We start from the raw sequence: 19,941 nt of genomic DNA on the forward strand, positions 1-19,941 counted from the left end.
ATTATACTTTTTTTACTAAAATTTACGCTATTGATCTATTTTTTTAAATAAATTGTACTTTTAGAGCCTAAATGAAAGCAAATAGTAAATTTTTTATATTTTTTATCATTCTTTTAGCCTGTTTTATACATTCAGGGCAATTATTTGCTGCAAATGCCAATCAAAAAGGGAATCCACAAGCCCATCAGTTAAAAACGGGGCAAATCCGACACGATAATTCCGAAAACAACAGCGATGTGTTTTCAAACAATGGCAATCCACTACAAATCGCCCATTACCGACTCGTAAAATCGGCCCACTTTCTTAAAATATTTTTTATTGACCTGTTTAGCACAGTTATCCTGCTGCGCTACTTAAAGAATAATCGTAAGCGTATTTTCAGCAGTTATACTCGAAAGCTCAAACTGCTTTTATATCCCAATCATGTATTTTGGTAAGATCAAACCTTTGATCATTATTTATCGTGCTTAATATTTTTTTTCACTTTAAATGTGTGCAGTTACTTGCGCTCTCCAATTCACAGTATTTTAACTATTAAACTTATCAAAAATGAAAAAAGTTATACCCTTTGGTATTCTTGTAATTGTGGTTATCCTGGCATTTGCATTTCCGGGTAATAAAGCAGCAACACCGGCTGCAACAACTTATAATGGCGCAGATATTGCCTGGATGCTTATTTCGACAGCGCTTGTATTATTAATGACCCCCGGCCTTGCCTTCTTCTACGGCGGAATGGTTAGGAAGAAAAACGTAATCTCAACTATGCTGCAAAGCTTTGTTTGTATGGGCTTGATCACTATCATCTGGGTAGTATTTGGTTTTAGCATGGCTTTCGGTACTGACGTTGGCGGCTACGGCATCATTGGTAATCCCGGCTCATTCTTTATGATGCAAAACACATTGGGCGTTGCCTGGTTAGGTGGTACCATACCGGTTATATTGTTTGCTATGTTCCAATTAAAATTCGCGGTTATTACACCGGCGTTAATCACTGGTGCATTTGCAGAGCGGATCCGTTTCAACTCTTACTTAATTTTCATCACCCTGTTTATCATCATCATCTATATCCCGCTTGCCCACGCAACCTGGCACCCTGAAGGTATCTTCTATAAATATGGCGTATTGGATTTTGCGGGCGGTACCGTAGTACACATGTCTGCAGGTTGGGCAGCTTTAGCATCGGCCTTATATCTTAAAAAACGTACCGGTGCAGAAGAAGCACACACTCCGGCCCGTATCAGCTACGTAATATTGGGCACCGGCTTACTATGGTTCGGTTGGTTTGGCTTTAACGCTGGTTCTGCATTAGCGTCTGGCGAGTTAGCTGCTACCGCATTGGCTACTACAACTACAGCATCAGCTGCCGCTGCCATGTCATGGATCTTTTTTGATATCTTAAGAGGTAAAAAACCATCTGCATTAGGTGCCTGTATCGGCGCAGTTGTAGGTTTGGTAGCTATTACGCCTGCTGCAGGGTATGTAACCGTATCAAGCTCATTAATTATTGGTATAGTCGCCGCAGTGGTAAGTAACCTGGTAGTTATCTGGAGAAGCAGAACCAATATTGATGATACGCTTGACGTATTCCCCTGCCACGGTGTTGGCGGTATGGTTGGTATGCTAATGACGGGTATATTTGCCACAAAAGCAGTAAACGGCGCAGCTGCCGAAGGTTTATTTTACGGCGAGACTACCTTATTTGTTAAACACCTGGTAGCGCTGGTTGCTGTATCGGCATTTGCATTTTTAGGTGCATTTGTCCTGTTAAAAATAACAGACCTTATAAGCCCATTGCGTGTTACTGAAGAAGAAGAACTTGCAGGCTTGGATATGAGCCAGCACGACGAAGAACTATAAAATTATTTTATCTTTCGAAAAAGCCCATATTTATCAATTAAATATGGGCTTTTCAATTAAAAAAATTTAAAAAGGCTTTTATAAACTCTAATAAGTCAAATTCTATTTAACTATTACAATAATTAACAAAACTTTGATAAATAATACTATAATAAACAACTAATTCTATTATTTAATCCAAAATACTTTAATAACAACATTAAAAATGCACTAAAAAAGTGTTTTTGCTAATTTTATTTGATTTTTTTTATTAATTTTTATAGGAAAATTAAAATGTATTATTAATTTAGCAAAAGCAATCTTTCAAATCATCGTTTTTTCTATAAGTTTTAACCTTTTGTTGAATAATTTCGTGCAATCAACTCAAACACATATATTATTAACACTATTTAACCGTAAACAACTATGATTTTTAAAACTTTACTCAAAAAACCATCAACGTACCTATACTTAGGTATTGCGCTGATCATGCTCTGTTCGGTGTGTCAACCCCTTAACGCACTCGCACAAGATGCCACCGGCGCCAAAACAGGTACCATTAATGATGTAACTGCAGCCAAAGCAGGCGCGCCTACACTTACTGAAGTAGCAGAAGCAGCAGGCCACAACAAAATTGCCATTAACATTGTGTGGACCTTAATTGCAGGCTTCCTGGTAATGTTTATGCAGGCCGGTTTCGCCCTCGTTGAAACAGGTTTTACACAAAAGAAAAACGTTGCCCATACCATAGGCATGAACTTTATGGTTTATGCAGTAGGTATGTTTGGTTTCTGGCTATGCGGCTTTGCATTTATGTTTGGCGGGGCCTTGAACGCAGGCACCCTTGGTGGTGCACCCGGCGTTATCCCTCATGAATATGTTGTACATATGTTCGGCCATGATTTTGGTTTAGTAGGCTATGTAGGCTTTTTCTTAAACAGCAAAGTTTATGACGTTGGCGTTTTCACATTATTCTTATTCCAAATGGTATTCATGGACACTACAGCAACTATTCCTACCGGCTCTATGGCCGAAAGATGGTCGTTTAAGTCATTCCTTCTTTTTGGTTTCTTCATCTCTATGTTTGTTTACCCAATTTATGGCAACTGGGTATGGGGCGGCGGCTGGTTATCGCAATTAGGTGCTAACTTTGGTTTAGGCCATGGTGTAGTTGACTTTGCAGGCTCATCCGTTGTTCATCTTGTTGGCGGTGTAGCTGCTCTTGCGGGCGCTATTATTATAGGCCCACGTATTGGTAAATTTAATGCAGATGGCACTCCTAATACCATTCCAGGGCATAACATCCCGATGGCAATGTTGGGTACTTTCATTCTTGCTTTAGGCTGGTTTGGGTTTAACCCAGGTTCAACCTTAGCAGGTGGCGACTTCCGTTTGGCGATTGTTGCTGTAAACACCATGATGGCAGGTACTGCCGGTACTTTAGCTGTATTGGTTATACTTTACATGCAAGGTAAAAAACCCGATCCGGGTATGCTGGCAAACGGTATGCTGGCAGGTTTGGTTGCAATTACCGCACCTTGCGCGTTTGTAAACTCAATCGGATCAGTAATTATTGGTGCAATAGCCGGGGTACTTGTTGTAGCTACTATTTATATAATGGACCATAAATTGAAAATTGACGATCCGGTAGGTGCTTTTGCTGTACATGGCGTTAACGGTGCCTGGGGCGTTATTGCATTAGGCTTATTTGCTGATGGATCATACGGAGACGGCTGGAACGGCGTAAAAGGAACTGTTACAGGTTTATTTTATGGCGATGGCAGTCAACTTGGCGCACAATGTATAGGTGTAGTTGTATGTTTTGTATTTGTATTTGTAATAATGTACGCATTCTTCAAAATATCAAATAAAATTACTCCTATCAGAGTATCTGCCGAAGATGAAATTCAAGGCCTTGACATGCCGGAAATGGGTGTTATGGGCTACGTAGACTAAAATATTTTTTGTACGTTGATTCAAACAGATGGCCGGCTGCACTTTGCAGCTGGTCATTTTTTACCACTGATTTTTAAAGGTACAGGACCATGCGAAAGGTTATAGGAAGAGCGGTTGATCCACTTTGGTTGTTAATTAATGATAGCCGCTTTACAGGTATAATGCTTATAGTATGTACAATAGGCTCGATCTTTTTAGCCAATTACCATGAGTCGGCCGATGCATATAAAAGCATTTGGGCCGTTCAATTATTCCCATCTTCCTTTCATCTCCCTGAAACTTTTATTAGTTGGATAAATAATTACATGATGGCTTTCTTTTTTATGATGGCCGGAATGGAAATAAAAAGAGAACTGATTAGTGGCGAGTTATCATCATTAAAAAAAGCAATATTACCTTTTGGAGCTGCTTTGGGTGGCATGATCGTACCCGCATTGATCTATGTTGCTTTTAACGCACATACCCAATATGCAAAAGGCTGGGGTATCCCTACAGCAACCGACATCGCGTTTTCTGTAGGTATTGCTTCTATATTGGGCAAGCGTGTACCGGTAGGTTTAAAAATATTATTAATGGCATTAGCCATAATTGATGACCTGGGTGCTATAATAGTAATAGCATTATTTTACGGCGGCCACCTTAACTGGATGTTTTTAGGTTTAGCTGCTGCACTTTATGGGGTGATTATCTTTTTAAACTATAAAAAAATATCATCACCATTCATTTGGATAGTAGCTTCTCTGGGGCTTTGGTTCGCTTTATACAATTCGGGTGTAGAGGCGAGTATCGCCGGAGTTTTAATTGCATTTGCGATGCCTGTAGACATGTTGCCTAAAGTAGAGCAACGCATCCACCGGTACGTCAACTTTTTAATTTTACCGCTTTTTGCCTTTGCTAATACAGCTATAATTTTACCAAACGATGTTATGGGTTCGTTTGGCAGCACCTTAAGTTTGGGCATTATGTTTGGCCTGGTAATAGGCAAGCCAATTGGGATATTTTTATTTAGCCGTGTTTTAGTAGCATTAAAAATAGCCAGCCTTCCTAATAAAGTTCAATGGAAACAACTGTTTGGCATGGGTACTTTGGCTGGCATTGGTTTTACAATGTCAATATTTACTACTATGCTGGCATTTAAGCAGCAGGAGTTTCAAGACATTGCAAAGGTTTCTATTTTAGCAAGCGTGCTTTTGTCATTAATATTAAGCCTGGTTTATTTTGTTGCGATAAATGTTAAAGAAAGTATAGATCACGCGCCCGAAAAAGACAAAAAAATAGCAGGCAATACCGCATTAAACATATCCTGACGCGTATGGCACTAAGCATACTTAAGATTGCACTCCTGCTCTTTATTTTGATCATCCCGCTTCGGGGGCCATCAAAAAGAAAAGAGTCAAATTGGAATGTCCGCCTTGACAAATCTATAAGACGTTCTAAGTATGGGGTAAATGAAGATGGCAACCTTGAAGAGTTACCCGACGAAAAAGACAAAAAAGGAGATTAATAATTTACTTTAAATTATTTTTTGTACATTTAAAACAAGGGCATATTTTATTGAAATGGAGCTAAAAAATTTCATAAAATTATTTTTTTTACTGCTTTTTTGCTGTTCATTCTTTGCCAGCAAAAGCAATCCGCATGCTCCTGAAAATCAAACTAAAAAATCAACTTTCTATTCAAAAGTTTACGGCAGTACAACCTGCCCTTTTGCACCTTTTATAAAATTCACTCTTGTTGATAATAACCAGGAAGCAATACGACAGGTGCATAAAACAACCAATCCTGTTTTTACATTTTATTTACTGCCGCACAAAACAACCACCTGTGTAAAGTATTTTAATTTTTTCTCCGGATATAACGACCACAGATATACGCTTCGAAACGCAGATTTTCTGTTTCCTTTCCACGCCTTTTGGTAGCACCAGTAAGGTATCTGTCGCTTGCTAAAACCTATCAATATTATTGATAATAAGTGCTTGCTTTATGCAGGTATCTATAGGTTTATGCCAGCGGATACTTACCCAAATCTTACTATTGCTTGCTACAAGCAGTACGGCACCCAATAATTAAATCATTGCCTTATGCAATCTTTATTGGGCCAGCCTTACAAGCACACATTATTAGATTTGATTGATTGCTACAACAACCCTAACATACGTGCATTATTTGTAAGTGCTGACCCTTTATCCCAACTGAATCAACACCAGGGGTTAATAAAGATACCATAGCAGGGAAGGCTGGTCCCAGGGGATCAGCCTTTATTTAAGCTTTACAACGCCGTACCGGTAAACAGGTATAAAATTATATTCCACTTGTAGTATATCCCGAGGATAAATTTATCCGGGATAATACATTGCAATAAAGATTTTTAATCGTTTGTTGTTGATCGGTTAAATGTGAGGGCCTGCATCCTGTTAACAGGGGCAGGCTTTTTTGTGGAGTTTAATGATCAAATATTCGATCCTGATCGCCCGTTACAATAAAGGCCGTCCCGGTATTATCGGGACGGCCTTTATGCGCTATAATAACAGGTATTAATTAACCGGTTTTACAGGTGGCTCTGGCGGCCTGCGCTGCTGCCTTTGTGGCTGCTGCTGTTGTTGCTGGCGTTGCTGTTGCTGAGCCTGTTGTTGGGCACGTTGCTGCTGAGCCTGCTGGGCGGCTTGTTGTTGCTGGGCGGCTTGCTGAGCCTGTTGTTGTTGGGCACGTTGAGCGCGTTGTTGTTGGTCGGCCTGCTGTTGGGCCTGACCATGTTGTTGCTGTACCTGCTGAGCGGCTTGTCTCTGCTGCTCGCGCTGTGCTTGTTGTTGTATCTGCTGAGTCTGTTGCGCACGTTGCTGTTGCTCTTGCTGCCATTGTAGCTGGCGGCGCTGCCCTCTTATAGCACCCTGCTGCTGTTGTTGCGGTGTTTGGCCGTTAATGGCCGGCGCTTGCTGAGTTTGCCCTACACTTTGCAACTGCTGCTCGCGCTGATATTGCTGGCGTCGCTGCTCGCGCAAAGTACGCTGCTCGTCATTTAGCTGTTGTTGCTTTTGCTGCAGGTCATTATTTGGCGGCGTTGTAGCGGGGCGGTTATCATTACCGTTGCGCCCGCCGCCCCTGTTAAATACGGGCTGTTGGCCGGGTTGCGTTTGCGTTGGCGGCGTTTGGGCGGGCTGCGATTGGTTAGGCCTGTTAGCTTGTCCCTGTTGATTTGGTTGACGGTTACCCTGTTGATCCGGACGACGTCCCTGCTGATCGTTATCAGGCCTGTTGTTTACGCGCACCACGTTATTATTGCCGTTGGCGCTACGGGCCACGTTAGCCAGTTTTGCAGCATTATCATGATTAAAACCTGGCGCACCACCGGGGCCGCGGCGGGCGATACCCTGGTTAGGGTTTTGCTGCTTGTAAGCATTAGCATCAACAACGCGTTGCGGGCGTGCATCCCCGTTGCGCCTAACAGCTGGCCTGAATATACTGACCGTATTATTTTGCACATTCATGGCGCCCGGTCTTGCGGCATTATTTATAGCATAAACGCGTGGGCGCTGGTGTGTATAACGCGCGATGTCAACAGCCCGCGGACCGGCAATATACTGTCGGCCACCGCTTGAATAAGTATAGTTTACTGTTGTTGTATTGCGGATAATACTTCCCACCCTGGTATGCGGCACATAATAATTATAAATATTAGGGCGGTTGATATAAGCCTCGGGAGCGAACGCCCAATAGCTATCCGGCACGCGGTAATTGCTGCCAACTGATAAACCGATACTCATGCCCGGTATTAAAGGTGCCCAGCCATAATAACCGCCGCCATGGCGCCAGCTAACCCAGGCAGGAGCCCATTCATAACCCGGGATCCATTCCCAACCGTAAAAATCATCATAACGCCAGCGGCCATAATGGAAAGTTGCCCACCCCCATGGATACTCAGATACCCAGGTGTTACCATACTCTGTTAATACCCAATGGCCCTGTGTTTGGTAGGGCCTAAAATCTTCGGCAACATCCGGGATCCAAACGTCGCCATATTGCGGGTCGCTTACCCAGGTACCGTAAGGTGCCAGTTCATCATAAAAGTCCTGCTCAGAAATATATTCATCCTGTGCTTTACTTATATGCGGGGCGGCGGCTATCAGCAATAACGCCAACAGGCCTATGCCCCATATTTTATTTAAGATTTTCATAGCTTTATAGTTTACGGCGTAATACTTACGCTTTTGTTATATGGACATAACAAACTATAAAACGTTTAGCCCGTTAATTGTTTTAATATGTTTAGTTAGCTAAGTTTACAATAGCGGTTTTCTATTTAATAATTAATAATTTTACCTTTTATATTTGATATACTATGAGCACAGAAATAAATATCCCACGCCTTGACCTGAATACCTACACCAATGGTACCGAAGCCGAGCGCAAACAATTTTCGGACGAGATAGGCAAGGCTTTTAACGAAACCGGTTTTGTTACTATTACCAACCACGGTTTAAGCAAAGAGCTGATTGACGAATTATATGCACAGGTTAAAGCCCTTTTCGCATTACCTGATAGCGTAAAATCAAGCTACGAGATAGCCGAGCTTGCTGGCCAGCGCGGTTATACCGGCAAAGGCAAAGAAACCGCCAAGGGCTTTAAAACGCCCGATTTGAAAGAGTTTTGGCAGATAGGCCAAACGGTTGAGGGCAATGACGCGCTTAAAGCCGAATACCCTGAAAACCTGGTTGTAAAAGAACTGCCCGCTTTTAACCCTACTACTTTAGCGATCTACAAAAAGCTGGAAAATGTTGGCAAGCAATTATTGCAAGCTATTGCTGTTTACCTTGGCCTTGATGAGCATTACTTTGATAACAAGGTAAATAACGGTAATTCGATATTACGCACGTTGCATTACTTCCCTATTGAAAACCCGGATGCTGTGCCTGCTGATGCGGTACGTGCCGGCGCGCATGAGGATATTAACCTGATTACTTTGCTGATAGGCGCCAGTGCCGATGGGCTGGAAGTGCTTACCCGCACCGGTAGTTGGTTCCCGGTAAAAGCGCATGGCGAGGATTTGGTGGTTAACGTTGGCGATATGTTGCAGCGTTTAACCAACAACAAGCTAAAATCAACCACGCACCGTGTGGTTAACCCGCCGCGCGAGCTGATGAAAAATTCGCGTTACTCGGTGCCTTTCTTTTTACACCCGGTATCTGATATGGATCTGACCTCGTTACCGTCAACCGTTGATGCCGGGCATCCTAAATTATACAGCGATATCACCGCCGGCGAGTATTTAGATGAGCGCCTGCGTGAGATTGGATTGAAGAAATAAGTTGGCAGTTATTAGTTTGCAGTAGGCCGGCTAAAATCAATAAACACCCCTTCATCGCGAGCGTAGCGTGGTGATCTCTACACGATAGATAAACGCAATACAGTTTTTCCGCCTGGCGTGTAGAGATTGCCACACTCGTACCTCGTTCGCAATGACGGGTTATTTTATGGCAGTTTGCTAAAATCGATCTGCGGACGTGGTTTTGCAGATGGCGTTTTGGTAAACGATGTTTTAAGGGGAACAAAATCATCAAAGAAACCGCAATTGCGCAGGTAAAATTGATCGCCCTGCACACCGCCGGCATAATCTTTACGGTAGTTTACTTTGGCGGTGTTATCGCCCGTAAACAGGGCATCGTTTAACGGGTACCATTTACCTTCTATATCAACTATCCATTGGTTTCCAAAAAATACCCAGCGAGTTTTATCGCCCTGCTTTGGGTCAAAGTTTTCAAGGAAAGAATGCAACCCTTTTAAATATGAGCCCGACTGCGGGCGTTTAAAGCTGGCGACCAAAATCCATTCGTCCGATTCCAGGGGTTTAAAATATGCTGTATAAATTGTTGTCTCGGCTGCTATATCGCCCTGCGCATGTATTAAAAAGCAATACGTTTTGCCGGCAACCCAAGGGAAGGTTAGATAACTTTGACCACCCGAGCCTTCGCCGCCAAACTCGCAGCCATGTGTTTTTTCGCCTTTCTTTAACAGCTTTACCTTTAAGCTCTCAGGGATAGTTTTAGGATCATCAGTAGTATATGGGCTCCAAACCGAAAATAAGATGCGGCGGGTATCTGCCGAGTTTACCTGCATCCCAAAATAGCCACCTGTAAAGCCATCAGCCATAAAATACGAGCCGATAACGTCATTCCCAACCGGCACGGTAACTTCATTATAGAACCATTCGGTCGTGTTTTTAACAGCATCGGGCACCGTATAGTTAAGGTGCACCGAGGGGCCGCGATGTCCCCAGTAAAAAAAGTTACCTTTGTTATCCTTTACATAAGCAGCGTCATTTTTTAATGCCGTGCCTATCAATATCATATCGTCTATATCAGCAAAAACATTTCCTGTTTTTGAAAGGCCTTGCAGCTCTACTTTTAAATAACCCGGCTTATCAATATTTATCTCACCAAAAAACAAAAAGTTATACCCGGTAGCAGCCACTGTTTTAGTCAACGTATGGCCTGCTGTCTTTACGCTTATGGTGCTTTCGCCTGATGGTACACGCATTTTAAAGCCAATGTTTAGGCTACCCGCCTTTTCGGGGCGAACATAAACGGTAACCACATCTTCGCCATTGGTCCAATTGCTAAGCCCGCGCGCGTTTATTATAGCTTTAGCATGCGGACCAACAAAAGCATTACCACCCAGCGGTACCACAACCGCCGCCGTATCCAGCCTGCTTTGCATTGCCAATGCATTAAACACGCAGCCCATACCAATAGCAAGGATGAAAAATATCCGGGTAATAAATTTATTGATCGTCATGGATATATAGAGATAAGGCTCTATTGCAAATACCTGCTACTGCAACTTTAAGCTGCTGCTATAACTTCCCGTCCATTTCGGCCTTTATAGCCCTTAAAAACTCGTTAGGGTGGTGCGAGCCTATAATGTAAACCAGTCCGTCCCGGTCTGTAAGATGCACTGCATCCCGGCCGGCAGCAAAAAAGCGAATAGTGCCTTTGCTATGCAGGTTATAAACCGGGTTGTTAACCAAATATTTACTGTAAGGCGCAACCTCTGCTTTTACAATGCTGTTCAGGTCTATTTTTACCAGGCGGCTGGTCCATAAACCATTTAATATGATGCTTTTATTCTCAACCCTGGTTTTAAAATGTACCAGGAAACCCATAACTATCGAGATTACCAGGATAGCGAAACCTACAACGGCTAGCAGGTCGCCGTTCGAGTCGCCGACTGCTGTAAAAGTATAGGCAGCAAAACAAAATATAGCCAATACCAAACGGATAGACAGCGGGATAAACTCGCGCCCCAGGTATTGCTTCTCTGTAAAGATTAATTTCTCGCTCATTTTTTAATTTGGAGGATTTGATGACCTGTTAATCTGACATTTAATTTTCAAATCTTCAAATTAACACATTCTCAAATTATCTTACTTTATACAATTCGAAGATAGTTACTTTTTTGGTGTTTTTAGTTACTTTATATCTGTCGTCAAGCCGGGCACCGCCCACCCATATAATTTCGCCGTTGCCATTTATTAATAAAGGCACCTGGCTTTTTTGGTGCAGGGGCATTTTTTGGCCGATAAAAAAATCGCTCAGTTTCTTTTTAGTTTTCATCCCCAACGGCCGGAAACTATCGCTTCGTTGCCAGGCACGGATGGTAAGCGGGTAACTCAATTTATCCGCATCAACAGAAACAGCTAATGGGTTATCTTTGATGATGAGCGGCGTATCATCATGCAAAACGGTTAACTTATAGTCGCCGTAATTAATAGCATGGTCTTCGGCTGTAATACTTACATCCGGCTGTTCTGCTTTATTTTTTGCGGCGATAATTAAATTGTCCCTGTCCACTATCAGCCTAAAACCATCAGACTCGAGTACCCTGCCCGAATGTTTATTTAATGCTGCTATCAAGTTGTCAATAGCGGTTTCATTAAAGCCAAAATCCTGCAATAATTTAAACAGCAATAACCTTTGCGGATTTAACGCTTTAACGACATCAATTGCTATCAACACATCCCCATCCCGATAGGAAAATAGCTGCGTCTTCAATTCGGCAATGCGCAGCTCCAGTAATGTCTCCAGGTCGCGGAAGTGTTGCAGGTTGTTCTCGAATGTTTTCTCAAGGCCCGGGTTAAGTTTTTTTAGCGCGGGCACAACCTCATGCCTTAACATATTGCGCGCATATTTTACCGACGCGTTCGAGCTATCCTCAACATACAGGTAGTTATTGTCCGCTACCAATTTTTCTATTTCCTGACGGGATAAGAACAGCATGGGCCTTACCAGCCAGCCGTTTTTTGGCAGGATACCATGCAGGCCGGCAATGCCGGTACCGCGCACCAGGTTTAACAATATTGTTTCAATTGCATCGTTTTGGTGGTGCGCAAGCGCGATGGCGGTGTAGTTATGCTGCTGCCTTATTTGCTCAAACCATTGATACCGAAGGTCGCGCGCCGCCATCTGGATAGATATTTTGTTGATAGTGGCAAAGTTTTGGGTGTCAAAGTTTATAGTATGAAAAGGCACGTTGCATTGTTGGGCCAGTTGTTTACAAAATGCCTGGTCGGCATTGGCTTCATGGCCCCGCAATTGGAAATTACAGTGCGCAACAGCAAATTTATACCCCGATGATAGTAATAAATGAACCATCAATACAGAATCCATTCCACCGCTTACTGCCGCCAGCAAGGTGCCGTTACGTTCAAACAGGCTGTTTTGGCCAATAAAATCGGTGAATTTTTTATCCGGGAGCATCATCAAAATTATTAATTTAATAACCCCAACAAAAAACTAATTTTGCAGTAGTGAATAAATACGTCTTAAGTTTATCGTTTTTACTGTCGGCGATGGCTGTTTTGGGTCAAAGCAAATCAAGGGTCAACCTAATTAGTTCGTCGACCATGGAGATGGTGCCCGCGCCGGGGCAAGGTAACCAGCGGATAATAAAAGTGCATAACGGCGTATTTAAACAAGACTACTCTACCTTAACATCAGACAGCGCTTATTTTTACCCCGACCTTAACCTGGTTGATGCTTTTAGCCACGTAGTTATTAACCAGGGCGACACGGTACATATTTACTCGGATCTGTTACATTATGACGGTAACACCAAATTAGCCACGTTAACCAACCATGTTATAATGGTTGATAAAGATGCTACCTTAACTACTGATAACTTTACCTATAACACCGCTACCCGCATAGGCACCTATATTGAAGGCGGCAAGCTGGTTAACAAAGGCAATACGCTTGTTAGTAAAAATGGTTATTATTTTTCGTTCACCCGCGATGCTTACTTTAGGTATGATGTGGTTTGTACCACGCCCGATGCGGTTATAAAAACGGATACCATGCGTTATAACTCGGGCACCCGCATTACCTATTTTTACGGCCCAACCATTATAACCGGGAAGGATAAGGATGTTTTATACACCGAGAACGGCACCTACAACACCGTAACCGAGCAGGCAGCTTTTGGCAAACGGAATTTATATATCAATAAAACAAAATCATTGCGTGGTGATAGTTTGTTTTATGATCGCCTAAAAGGTTATGGCCGCGCGGTTAAGCACGTTACTTTTAACGATACCCAGGACAAGATGACCCTTAAGGGCGAACTGGGCGTATACCATAAATCGAACGAAGAGGCATGGGTAACTGACAATGCCTACATGATATTTGTAACTGAGGATAGCAGCGCTGTGAAAAAGCCGGCGACAGATTCTTTACTTAAAAACACAAAGGCCGGCGCTATTGACAGCCTCACAAAAAAGGCGACAGCTGCAGCCAATGCCCCACCTAGCGATAAAAAGCTAACCTTAAAAGGCATTACTGATTCGGTTACTAAAAAACTGCCGGGCATTACACAGCTTATCGCATCAAATAGTAAAGCTATAAAAAGCGTGGCGGACTCTATTTTAAAAAAACTACCCGTTAAAGCCCCGGTTACTCCTGCGCCCAAAAAGGCGCCGGTAAAAGCTGTGACGCCGCCTGTTAAAAAACCGGTAGTATCACCGCCGGTTAATACAACTATGCCTCAGGTTAAAGGCCCCAATACCCAGCCTACAATTAAACGAACACCACTACCACCGCCAAGTGTTACCCCGCAAATTGTGTACAGATTTGCCGATACCGTAAGGCAGGAGGAAAAACCCAAACCGGGCATGCGGTATGACTCGCTGTTTTTTGCTGCTGATACTTTAAAAACCCAGGTAATGACCTTCAAGGATTTTAAAATATTAAAGCAGAAGCAGTATGATGCTACGCATATTGACACATCCATTAAAGTGGTTAAACGGAAACCATCTTTTATGTATAAAACCCCGCCTAAGTATATAGAGTTGGAGCCTATCCCTTTCCCCAAGGATACCACGTTTTTAAAGCCCTACTACTTTGGCAAGCCAAAGCCGCCTGCGCCAAAACCAGCGCCTAAAGTTATACTGAAACCAGTTGTGAAAGCTCCGGTTATTAAATTAAGTCCGAAGGATTCGCTTAAAGCTAAAAACAGGGCCGATTCAATTGCTTTACGGATGCCGAAGCCATTGAGTGATACTTCGCATATAAGGATAGTCAGGGGATACAATCATGCCAAGCTGTTTAAGTCTGATTTGCAGGCTAAAGCCGATTCGATGTTTTACAGCACCAGCGACTCCACCATCCGCATGTACGTAAACCCGATGATCTGGACACAGGCGTCGCAACTATCAGGCGATACGATAAACCTGCAGATGAAGAATAAAAAGCTGGATAACCTGGACATGTACCCGGCAGCATTTATCGTCAATTTGGAAAAAAACGACTCGACCTTTTATAACCAGGCCGGTGGTAAAAAGATGCACGGTACTTTTAAAAACAGCAAGCTAAACGCGTTTGTTATCACCGGCAATGCCGAAACCATTTATTTTAAACGCGATTCGGTTAAAAACGAAGTGACAGATATGTCGCGGACAGTCAGCGGCGTAGCATTTTTTAATTTTGATAAGGGCGAAATAAGCAGCAATGGTTTTGTTGGGAAATATGAGGGCCATGGCTCGCCATTAGATAAGGTAAAAGAAGAAGACAAAATACTTAAAGGCTTTATCTGGAAACCAAAAGACAGGCCGGTATCAAAAGAAGCTATCCTATCGGGTTATAATAAAAAGCCGGTGGTTAAAAAGCCGGCCGCCAAACCCGGCATTACCGCCAAAAAAACAGGCAAACCTTTACCTGTAAAAACGGGCGCTGTTAAATTAGGTAAGGATACGATTTCCAATAGTCAGCCTGCTTTAAAACTGGGTAAGGATAGCATACTTAGCAAACCAGCGAACCTGAAAACAAGTAAAGACAGTGTAGCTAAAGACACGGTTACGCAGCAGCGGCGGTCTATTATTTTAAAGCCTTAGTATTACAGCGTATTTAAAAACGCGACAAGTTTTTCAACAGCAATAGCGCGGTGGCTTATGGCATTTTTTTCTACCAGGGTCATTTCGGCAAAGGTAACCGTATAACCATCGGGTTGAAATATGGGGTCATAACCAAAGCCGGCGGTACCGCTTACTTCCCGGCGGATGGTCCCGTCAACTGTTCCTTCAAAAAAGTGTTCGGCCCCGTTCCATACCAATGATATTACCGTACGGAAACGTGCCTTACGGTTTGTCATTCCTTTTAAACTCTGCAATACCTTTGCTGTGTTAGTAGCATGGTTACCATGCCCGCCCGCATACCGTGCCGAGTAAACGCCGGGGTTGCCATTTAAGGCGTCAATCTCTAATCCGCTGTCATCGCCAAAGCAATTAACCGCGTACTTATCATAAATATAGTGGCTTTTTATTGATGCGTTTTCGCGGAAAGTAGTGCCGGTTTCGGCAATATCATCCTGGCAGTTAATGTCATTAAGGCTTAGCAGTTTTATACGTCCTGCAAGCTTGTCCGAAACCTCTTCCAGCTTATGCGCGTTGTTGGTGGCAAATACTAATTGCTGCATTATAAGTTTTTCATTTGCTCCCAAAACGCTTTTTTATTATCGGTACTACTCATCATTTCATCAAAGCTAAAGCTATGCAGCAGCACGCCATTTTTCATTTTTTTAGGCTGATTAAGCGGCGGCACGCCCATACCTCCAGGCACGGCAGCTTCACCCAATATCAATAGCTTTTCGGGTTTAAAATAATTCACCAGGTCGGTAACAGCAGTAACAGCGGATGTAGCTATGTTTAAAATCGCCACATCATCCATATCATAATCCTTACGCTTCAATATATTTTGCAGCGCGGCAAGGTGGTCGGCTGCTATAAACTCTTCGGTTGGGTAATGGGTGATGATTAAAAAACGCTTTTTATTACCGCCCATATAATTAAACTGCACGGCAGGCGTTTCTGTAACAGTAATTTGCGGGGTAGCAGCAGGCGGCTCTGGCAAAGTGGCAGTTGTAGTAGCAGTTGGTATTACTACCGTTGGCGAAATTGTTTCAACAGGTGTTTCAGGTGCCTGGCTTACAGCCGCTTTATCGCTTTGCAGCAGGTAAATGTCATCCTGTAATATAAACCTTAATGCTGCCGTGTTCTCTGATCTCATTTTAACAAATTTTAACCAAAAATAGTTAAAGTGTTTGAAGCTTTATTGGCATATTCGCATTATTATAAATCCGGGTGTATTAAAACACCCTGGTTAGCAGTTATAATTGATAAATTTTACCGAAATTCGGGACGTTTTTGCGGGCAGAAATCCGCAGTGTATTTAAATAGGATAAATGAGAAAGTTTGGGATAGTTGTTTTAAGTGTGGTTTTGTTTGCTTCTGCCGCTAACGCGCAGAAAATAGTGTTAGATAAAATTGTAGCGGTAGTAGGTGGTAGTGTTATATTACAATCGGATATTGAATTATTAAATGCGCAGTATGTTATACAAAATGTGCACCCTGATAAGTGTTTATTAGTTCAGAGCTTAATAACACAAAAATTATTGGTACAGCAAGCCGCTATAGATAGTATCGAAGTAAAATCAGACGACGTTGATAACGAGGTTGACCGCCGTATGCGCGGTATGACCCAACGCGCAGGCGGGCAGGAAAGACTGGAGCAGTTTTTGGGCCGATCATTATTACAATACAAAGAAGAGATCCGTGGTGATGTACGAGAGATGATGGTTGCCGAAAAAATGAAGGGACACATCACCGAAAAATTGAATACTACCCCGCAGGATGTGAAAGACTATTTTAACAGGATGCCGAAAGATAGCTTGCCAACCTTCAACAAAGAAGTTGAAGTTGGCGAGATCGTTTTTGAACCTAAATTAAGCAAGGAAGAAAAAGACGTGTACCGCGAAAAATCACAGGCCCTGTTGGACAGGATAAAAAAAGGTGAAGACTTTGCAACATTGGCTACAGCTTATTCGCAGGATCCGGGTTCGGCGCCGCAGGGTGGTGATGTTGGCTTTGCCGATAGGAATATGTTTGTTAAAGAGTTTACAGCCTGGGCATTTAGGCTAAAAGCAGGCGAATACTCGCCGGTATTTGAGTCGCCTGATTATGGCTTCTTCTTCCTGCAGGTATTAGAGCGCCGGGGCGAGCAGGTACACGTGCGCCATATTTTAATTACGCCGCCTACAACAGCAGCAAGTTTAGAAAGAGCGAAAGGCAAAGCCGATACCGTATTTACCTTAATAGACAAAAATCGCAAGGTTGATTTCTTTTCGAGCGCGGCATCTTTCTATTCGGACAATAAAGAAACCAAGTATAATGGCGGTATGATCATCAACCCTGAAGGCGAAACACGTACCACTTATATCCCTACCGATAAGCTTGACCCGCAAATTGCATTGGTGGTTGATACCATGAAAGCCGGCGGTATATCAAAACCGGTATTGTTTACAGATCGTGCCGGCAAAAAAAGCTACCGGATATTCTATTTAAAATCGGTTACCAATGCCCATAAAGCTAACTTAGATCAGGATTTCCCTAAATTAAAAGCATACGCTACTGATGATAAGATCAATCGTACTATTAGCCAGTGGTTTGCTAAAAAAAGGAAAGAAACTTATATAAAAATTGATCCGCAATACCAGGGTTGCTCCGTATTGAAAGACTGGGGCACACCAACGACAGCACAGGCTAAACCTTAAAAATTATGCAGCACAAGTCCGATGTAGAAGCAGCCGATGCTTTAAAACATGCCTATCAGCAAATACGTACAGAAATAAGTAATGTAATAGTTGGGCAGGATGAAGTTGTAAAGTTTGTGCTCATATCTATTTTCAGTAATGGCCACTGTTTACTGGTAGGCGTACCGGGGCTGGCAAAAACCTTGCTGGTACAAACCGTATCGCAGGTGCTTGACCTTGATTTTAACCGCATACAATTTACACCCGATCTGATGCCTTCGGACATTATCGGGTCTGAAATATTGGGCGAGGACCGGACTTTTAAATTCATCCCCGGCCCGGTTTTCTCTAACATTATTTTGGCGGATGAGATTAACCGTACGCCGCCTAAAACGCAGGCTGCATTATTAGAAGCCATGCAGGAAAAATCGGTTACTGCCGCAGGCGTTACCCATAAGCTATCGCCGCCATTTTTTGTATTAGCTACCCAGAACCCAATTGAGCAGGAAGGCACCTATCCGCTCCCTGAAGCGCAGTTGGATCGTTTTATGTTCAAAGTATCACTAAACTATCCATCGTTTAAAGAAGAGCTCCAGATCGTTAAAAACACCACCAGCACAACGCAGCAAAGCGTAAGTAAAATATTAAATGCCGAACAGATCATTTATTTCCAGCAATTGGTAAGAAATATCCCGGTTGCCGATAATGTATTGGAATATGCGGTAAAGCTGGTAGCAAAAACCCGCCCCGATGGCGAATTTGCTGCACCACAAGTTAAACGTTTATTAAACTGGGGCGCAGGCCCGCGTGCATCACAGTTTCTGATACTGGGTGCCAAGTGCCATGCGGTCATCAACGGCAAATATTCGCCTGACATTGAAGATGTACAGGCAGTAGCCAGGCCCATTTTAAGCCACCGTATTGTACGCAGCTACCATGCAGAAGCCGAAGGGTTATCTACGGATGATATTATTGAGCAACTCTTTTAGAGTTGAGTGACTGGTGATTAGAGGTTAGTCATTGCCATTTCAAAAAAAGTTATAACAAAAGAGGCTGACCGTTGTGGTCAGCCTCTTTTGCTTTCTATATAAAGCGATTGGCAACTAATCTTTAATCACCAACCTCTAATCACTAATTTTCAATCGCCGAAAACACTTCCAGTAGTATATCCCATTTATGAGAGGCATCAAGTTCCCATATACGCACATAGTTAAAATTGCTCACAATGTTTCCCTTTTTAATACGCGCGCGGCCATAGCTATAGGCCAGGTCATTACTTGTTGAACGACCACCGCTGATAGTTTCGGCTGATATGCTGATAGCCTCGTTATTTAAAAACTTTAAGATCCTGTCGCTACCGGTCATCGGCTCAAAGCCAGGGAAATAATAACGGCCCTCGGGGCTCAAAAACTCTTTGTATGCACCCAGCGAAGATATAGTTAAAGCATGGTTTAACATTTTATCTGTGTTAAGGATAATTTCTTTACCTACAAACGGATCTTTATTTAAAACAGGTTTTATTGATGCGTCAGGCTCTTTAAAATCTATCAACGCATCTTTCTCAGCTTCGGGGTGTTGGATACCCAGATCTATCAATAGCTTTAATTTGCCGTCGCCATCGGCGCGCCAAACAGATACATAATCGCCGTACACCTTATCATCATCAGTTTTACCATTTTGGTATACATACGGGCCGGCCGTAAATGCCAAATCACCGTTGTAAGAGATCCGGGCAATTTTTGGTGTCCAGCTTAATGAACCGGCTTGTTTTTCAATGTTTGCGTAAAAATCAGTGATTTTAACCGGCTTCGGCCTGAATACAATACCGTCCGGATCGGCAACGGTTAAAAAGCCACCTTTCATGCCTTTTTTTGCCACTAAATTATTAAAGCTTTTTTCGGCTTCAACTACGGTGTTAACCTTGGCTGGTGTTGTTTGTGCCACAACTATTGAAGTTGCAAAAACAAGGTAGAGAGCGGCCAATACGTTTTTTTTCATTGTGTTAGATTTGTAATTAATGTAATCCGCATGTTTTGCGCGGACTAATGTATCTGCTTTAATTTTTATAACGTTTAAAAC

Annotated in this window: 16 protein-coding genes; 9 read left to right on the forward strand and 7 right to left on the reverse strand. The window is 42.8% G+C overall.

Annotation, left to right across the window (positions count from 1 at the left end; genetic code table 11):
- The first annotated feature begins 71 nt into the window (after positions 1-71).
- From ABIB50_RS08995 to ABIB50_RS09015, 5 genes are all read left to right on the forward strand, one after another.
- Positions 72-437, forward strand: coding sequence for a hypothetical protein (locus ABIB50_RS08995; protein WP_429379090.1), 366 nt, complete (start codon positions 72-74; stop codon positions 435-437).
- Between the two features lie 112 nt (positions 438-549).
- Complete coding sequence (amt, locus tag ABIB50_RS09000; protein WP_429379092.1) at positions 550-1,857, forward strand: ammonium transporter; 1,308 nt, start codon at positions 550-552, stop codon at positions 1,855-1,857.
- A gap of 405 nt (positions 1,858-2,262) precedes the next feature.
- Complete coding sequence (locus tag ABIB50_RS09005; protein WP_429379094.1) at positions 2,263-3,792, forward strand: ammonium transporter; 1,530 nt, start codon at positions 2,263-2,265, stop codon at positions 3,790-3,792.
- Between the two features lie 89 nt (positions 3,793-3,881).
- Positions 3,882-5,099 carry a Na+/H+ antiporter NhaA gene (gene nhaA, locus ABIB50_RS09010; RefSeq protein ID WP_429379096.1) on the forward strand — a complete coding sequence of 406 codons (1,218 nt, stop codon included), beginning with the start codon at positions 3,882-3,884 and terminating at the stop codon, positions 5,097-5,099.
- A 5-nt stretch (positions 5,100-5,104) separates the two neighbouring features.
- Complete coding sequence (locus ABIB50_RS09015) at positions 5,105-5,296, forward strand: hypothetical protein (protein ID WP_429379098.1); 192 nt, start codon at positions 5,105-5,107, stop codon at positions 5,294-5,296.
- A gap of 1,030 nt (positions 5,297-6,326) precedes the next feature.
- Here ABIB50_RS09015 and ABIB50_RS09020 read toward each other — a convergent pair.
- Positions 6,327-7,964 (reverse strand): DUF6600 domain-containing protein, encoded by a 1,638-nt coding sequence (locus ABIB50_RS09020; protein WP_429379100.1) that lies wholly within the window; start codon positions 7,962-7,964, stop codon positions 6,327-6,329.
- A 164-nt stretch (positions 7,965-8,128) separates the two neighbouring features.
- Here ABIB50_RS09020 and ABIB50_RS09025 point away from each other — a divergent pair, with 164 nt between their 5' ends.
- Complete coding sequence (locus tag ABIB50_RS09025; protein ID WP_429379102.1) at positions 8,129-9,094, forward strand: isopenicillin N synthase family dioxygenase; 966 nt, start codon at positions 8,129-8,131, stop codon at positions 9,092-9,094.
- A gap of 164 nt (positions 9,095-9,258) precedes the next feature.
- On the opposite strand, the gene ABIB50_RS09030 is transcribed toward ABIB50_RS09025, so the two are convergent.
- From ABIB50_RS09030 to tilS, 3 genes are all read right to left on the reverse strand, one after another.
- The gene (locus ABIB50_RS09030; RefSeq protein ID WP_429379104.1) at positions 9,259-10,581 is read right to left on the reverse strand and encodes a DUF3472 domain-containing protein; all 1,323 of its coding nucleotides are present in this window, start codon (positions 10,579-10,581) and stop codon (positions 9,259-9,261) included.
- A 58-nt stretch (positions 10,582-10,639) separates the two neighbouring features.
- Entirely contained in the window at positions 10,640-11,128 is a 489-nt protein-coding gene (locus tag ABIB50_RS09035) for a hypothetical protein (protein ID WP_429379106.1), read from the reverse strand.
- 76 nt (positions 11,129-11,204) lie between these two features.
- On the reverse strand, positions 11,205-12,545 hold the full coding sequence (tilS, locus tag ABIB50_RS09040) for a tRNA lysidine(34) synthetase TilS (RefSeq protein WP_429379249.1): 1,341 nt from the start codon (positions 12,543-12,545) through the stop codon (positions 11,205-11,207).
- A gap of 47 nt (positions 12,546-12,592) precedes the next feature.
- Here tilS and ABIB50_RS09045 point away from each other — a divergent pair, with 47 nt between their 5' ends.
- Positions 12,593-15,169: an OstA-like protein gene (locus ABIB50_RS09045; RefSeq protein ID WP_429379108.1), complete on the forward strand. Its 2,577-nt coding sequence runs from the start codon at positions 12,593-12,595 to the stop codon at positions 15,167-15,169.
- A 2-nt stretch (positions 15,170-15,171) separates the two neighbouring features.
- Here the strand turns inward: ABIB50_RS09045 and ABIB50_RS09050 are convergent, their stop codons facing one another.
- Positions 15,172-15,750, reverse strand: coding sequence for a non-canonical purine NTP diphosphatase (locus ABIB50_RS09050; RefSeq protein ID WP_429379110.1), 579 nt, complete (start codon positions 15,748-15,750; stop codon positions 15,172-15,174).
- Positions 15,750-16,340: a hypothetical protein gene (locus ABIB50_RS09055; protein ID WP_429379112.1), complete on the reverse strand. Its 591-nt coding sequence runs from the start codon at positions 16,338-16,340 to the stop codon at positions 15,750-15,752. Before ABIB50_RS09055 ends, ABIB50_RS09050 begins: the two co-directional genes overlap by 1 nt.
- A gap of 175 nt (positions 16,341-16,515) precedes the next feature.
- On the opposite strand from ABIB50_RS09055, the gene ABIB50_RS09060 reads away from it, so the two are divergent.
- Positions 16,516-17,883 (forward strand): foldase protein PrsA, encoded by a 1,368-nt coding sequence (locus tag ABIB50_RS09060; RefSeq protein WP_429379114.1) that lies wholly within the window; start codon positions 16,516-16,518, stop codon positions 17,881-17,883.
- A gap of 5 nt (positions 17,884-17,888) precedes the next feature.
- Positions 17,889-18,851: an AAA family ATPase gene (locus tag ABIB50_RS09065; RefSeq protein WP_429379116.1), complete on the forward strand. Its 963-nt coding sequence runs from the start codon at positions 17,889-17,891 to the stop codon at positions 18,849-18,851.
- Between the two features lie 142 nt (positions 18,852-18,993).
- On the opposite strand, the gene ABIB50_RS09070 is transcribed toward ABIB50_RS09065, so the two are convergent.
- Positions 18,994-19,860, reverse strand: coding sequence for a hypothetical protein (locus ABIB50_RS09070; RefSeq protein WP_429379118.1), 867 nt, complete (start codon positions 19,858-19,860; stop codon positions 18,994-18,996).
- Positions 19,861-19,941 lie beyond the last annotated feature (81 nt).

Source organism: Mucilaginibacter sp. UYCu711, assembly GCF_050433825.1.
Classification (GTDB): Bacteria; Bacteroidota; Bacteroidia; order Sphingobacteriales; family Sphingobacteriaceae; genus Mucilaginibacter.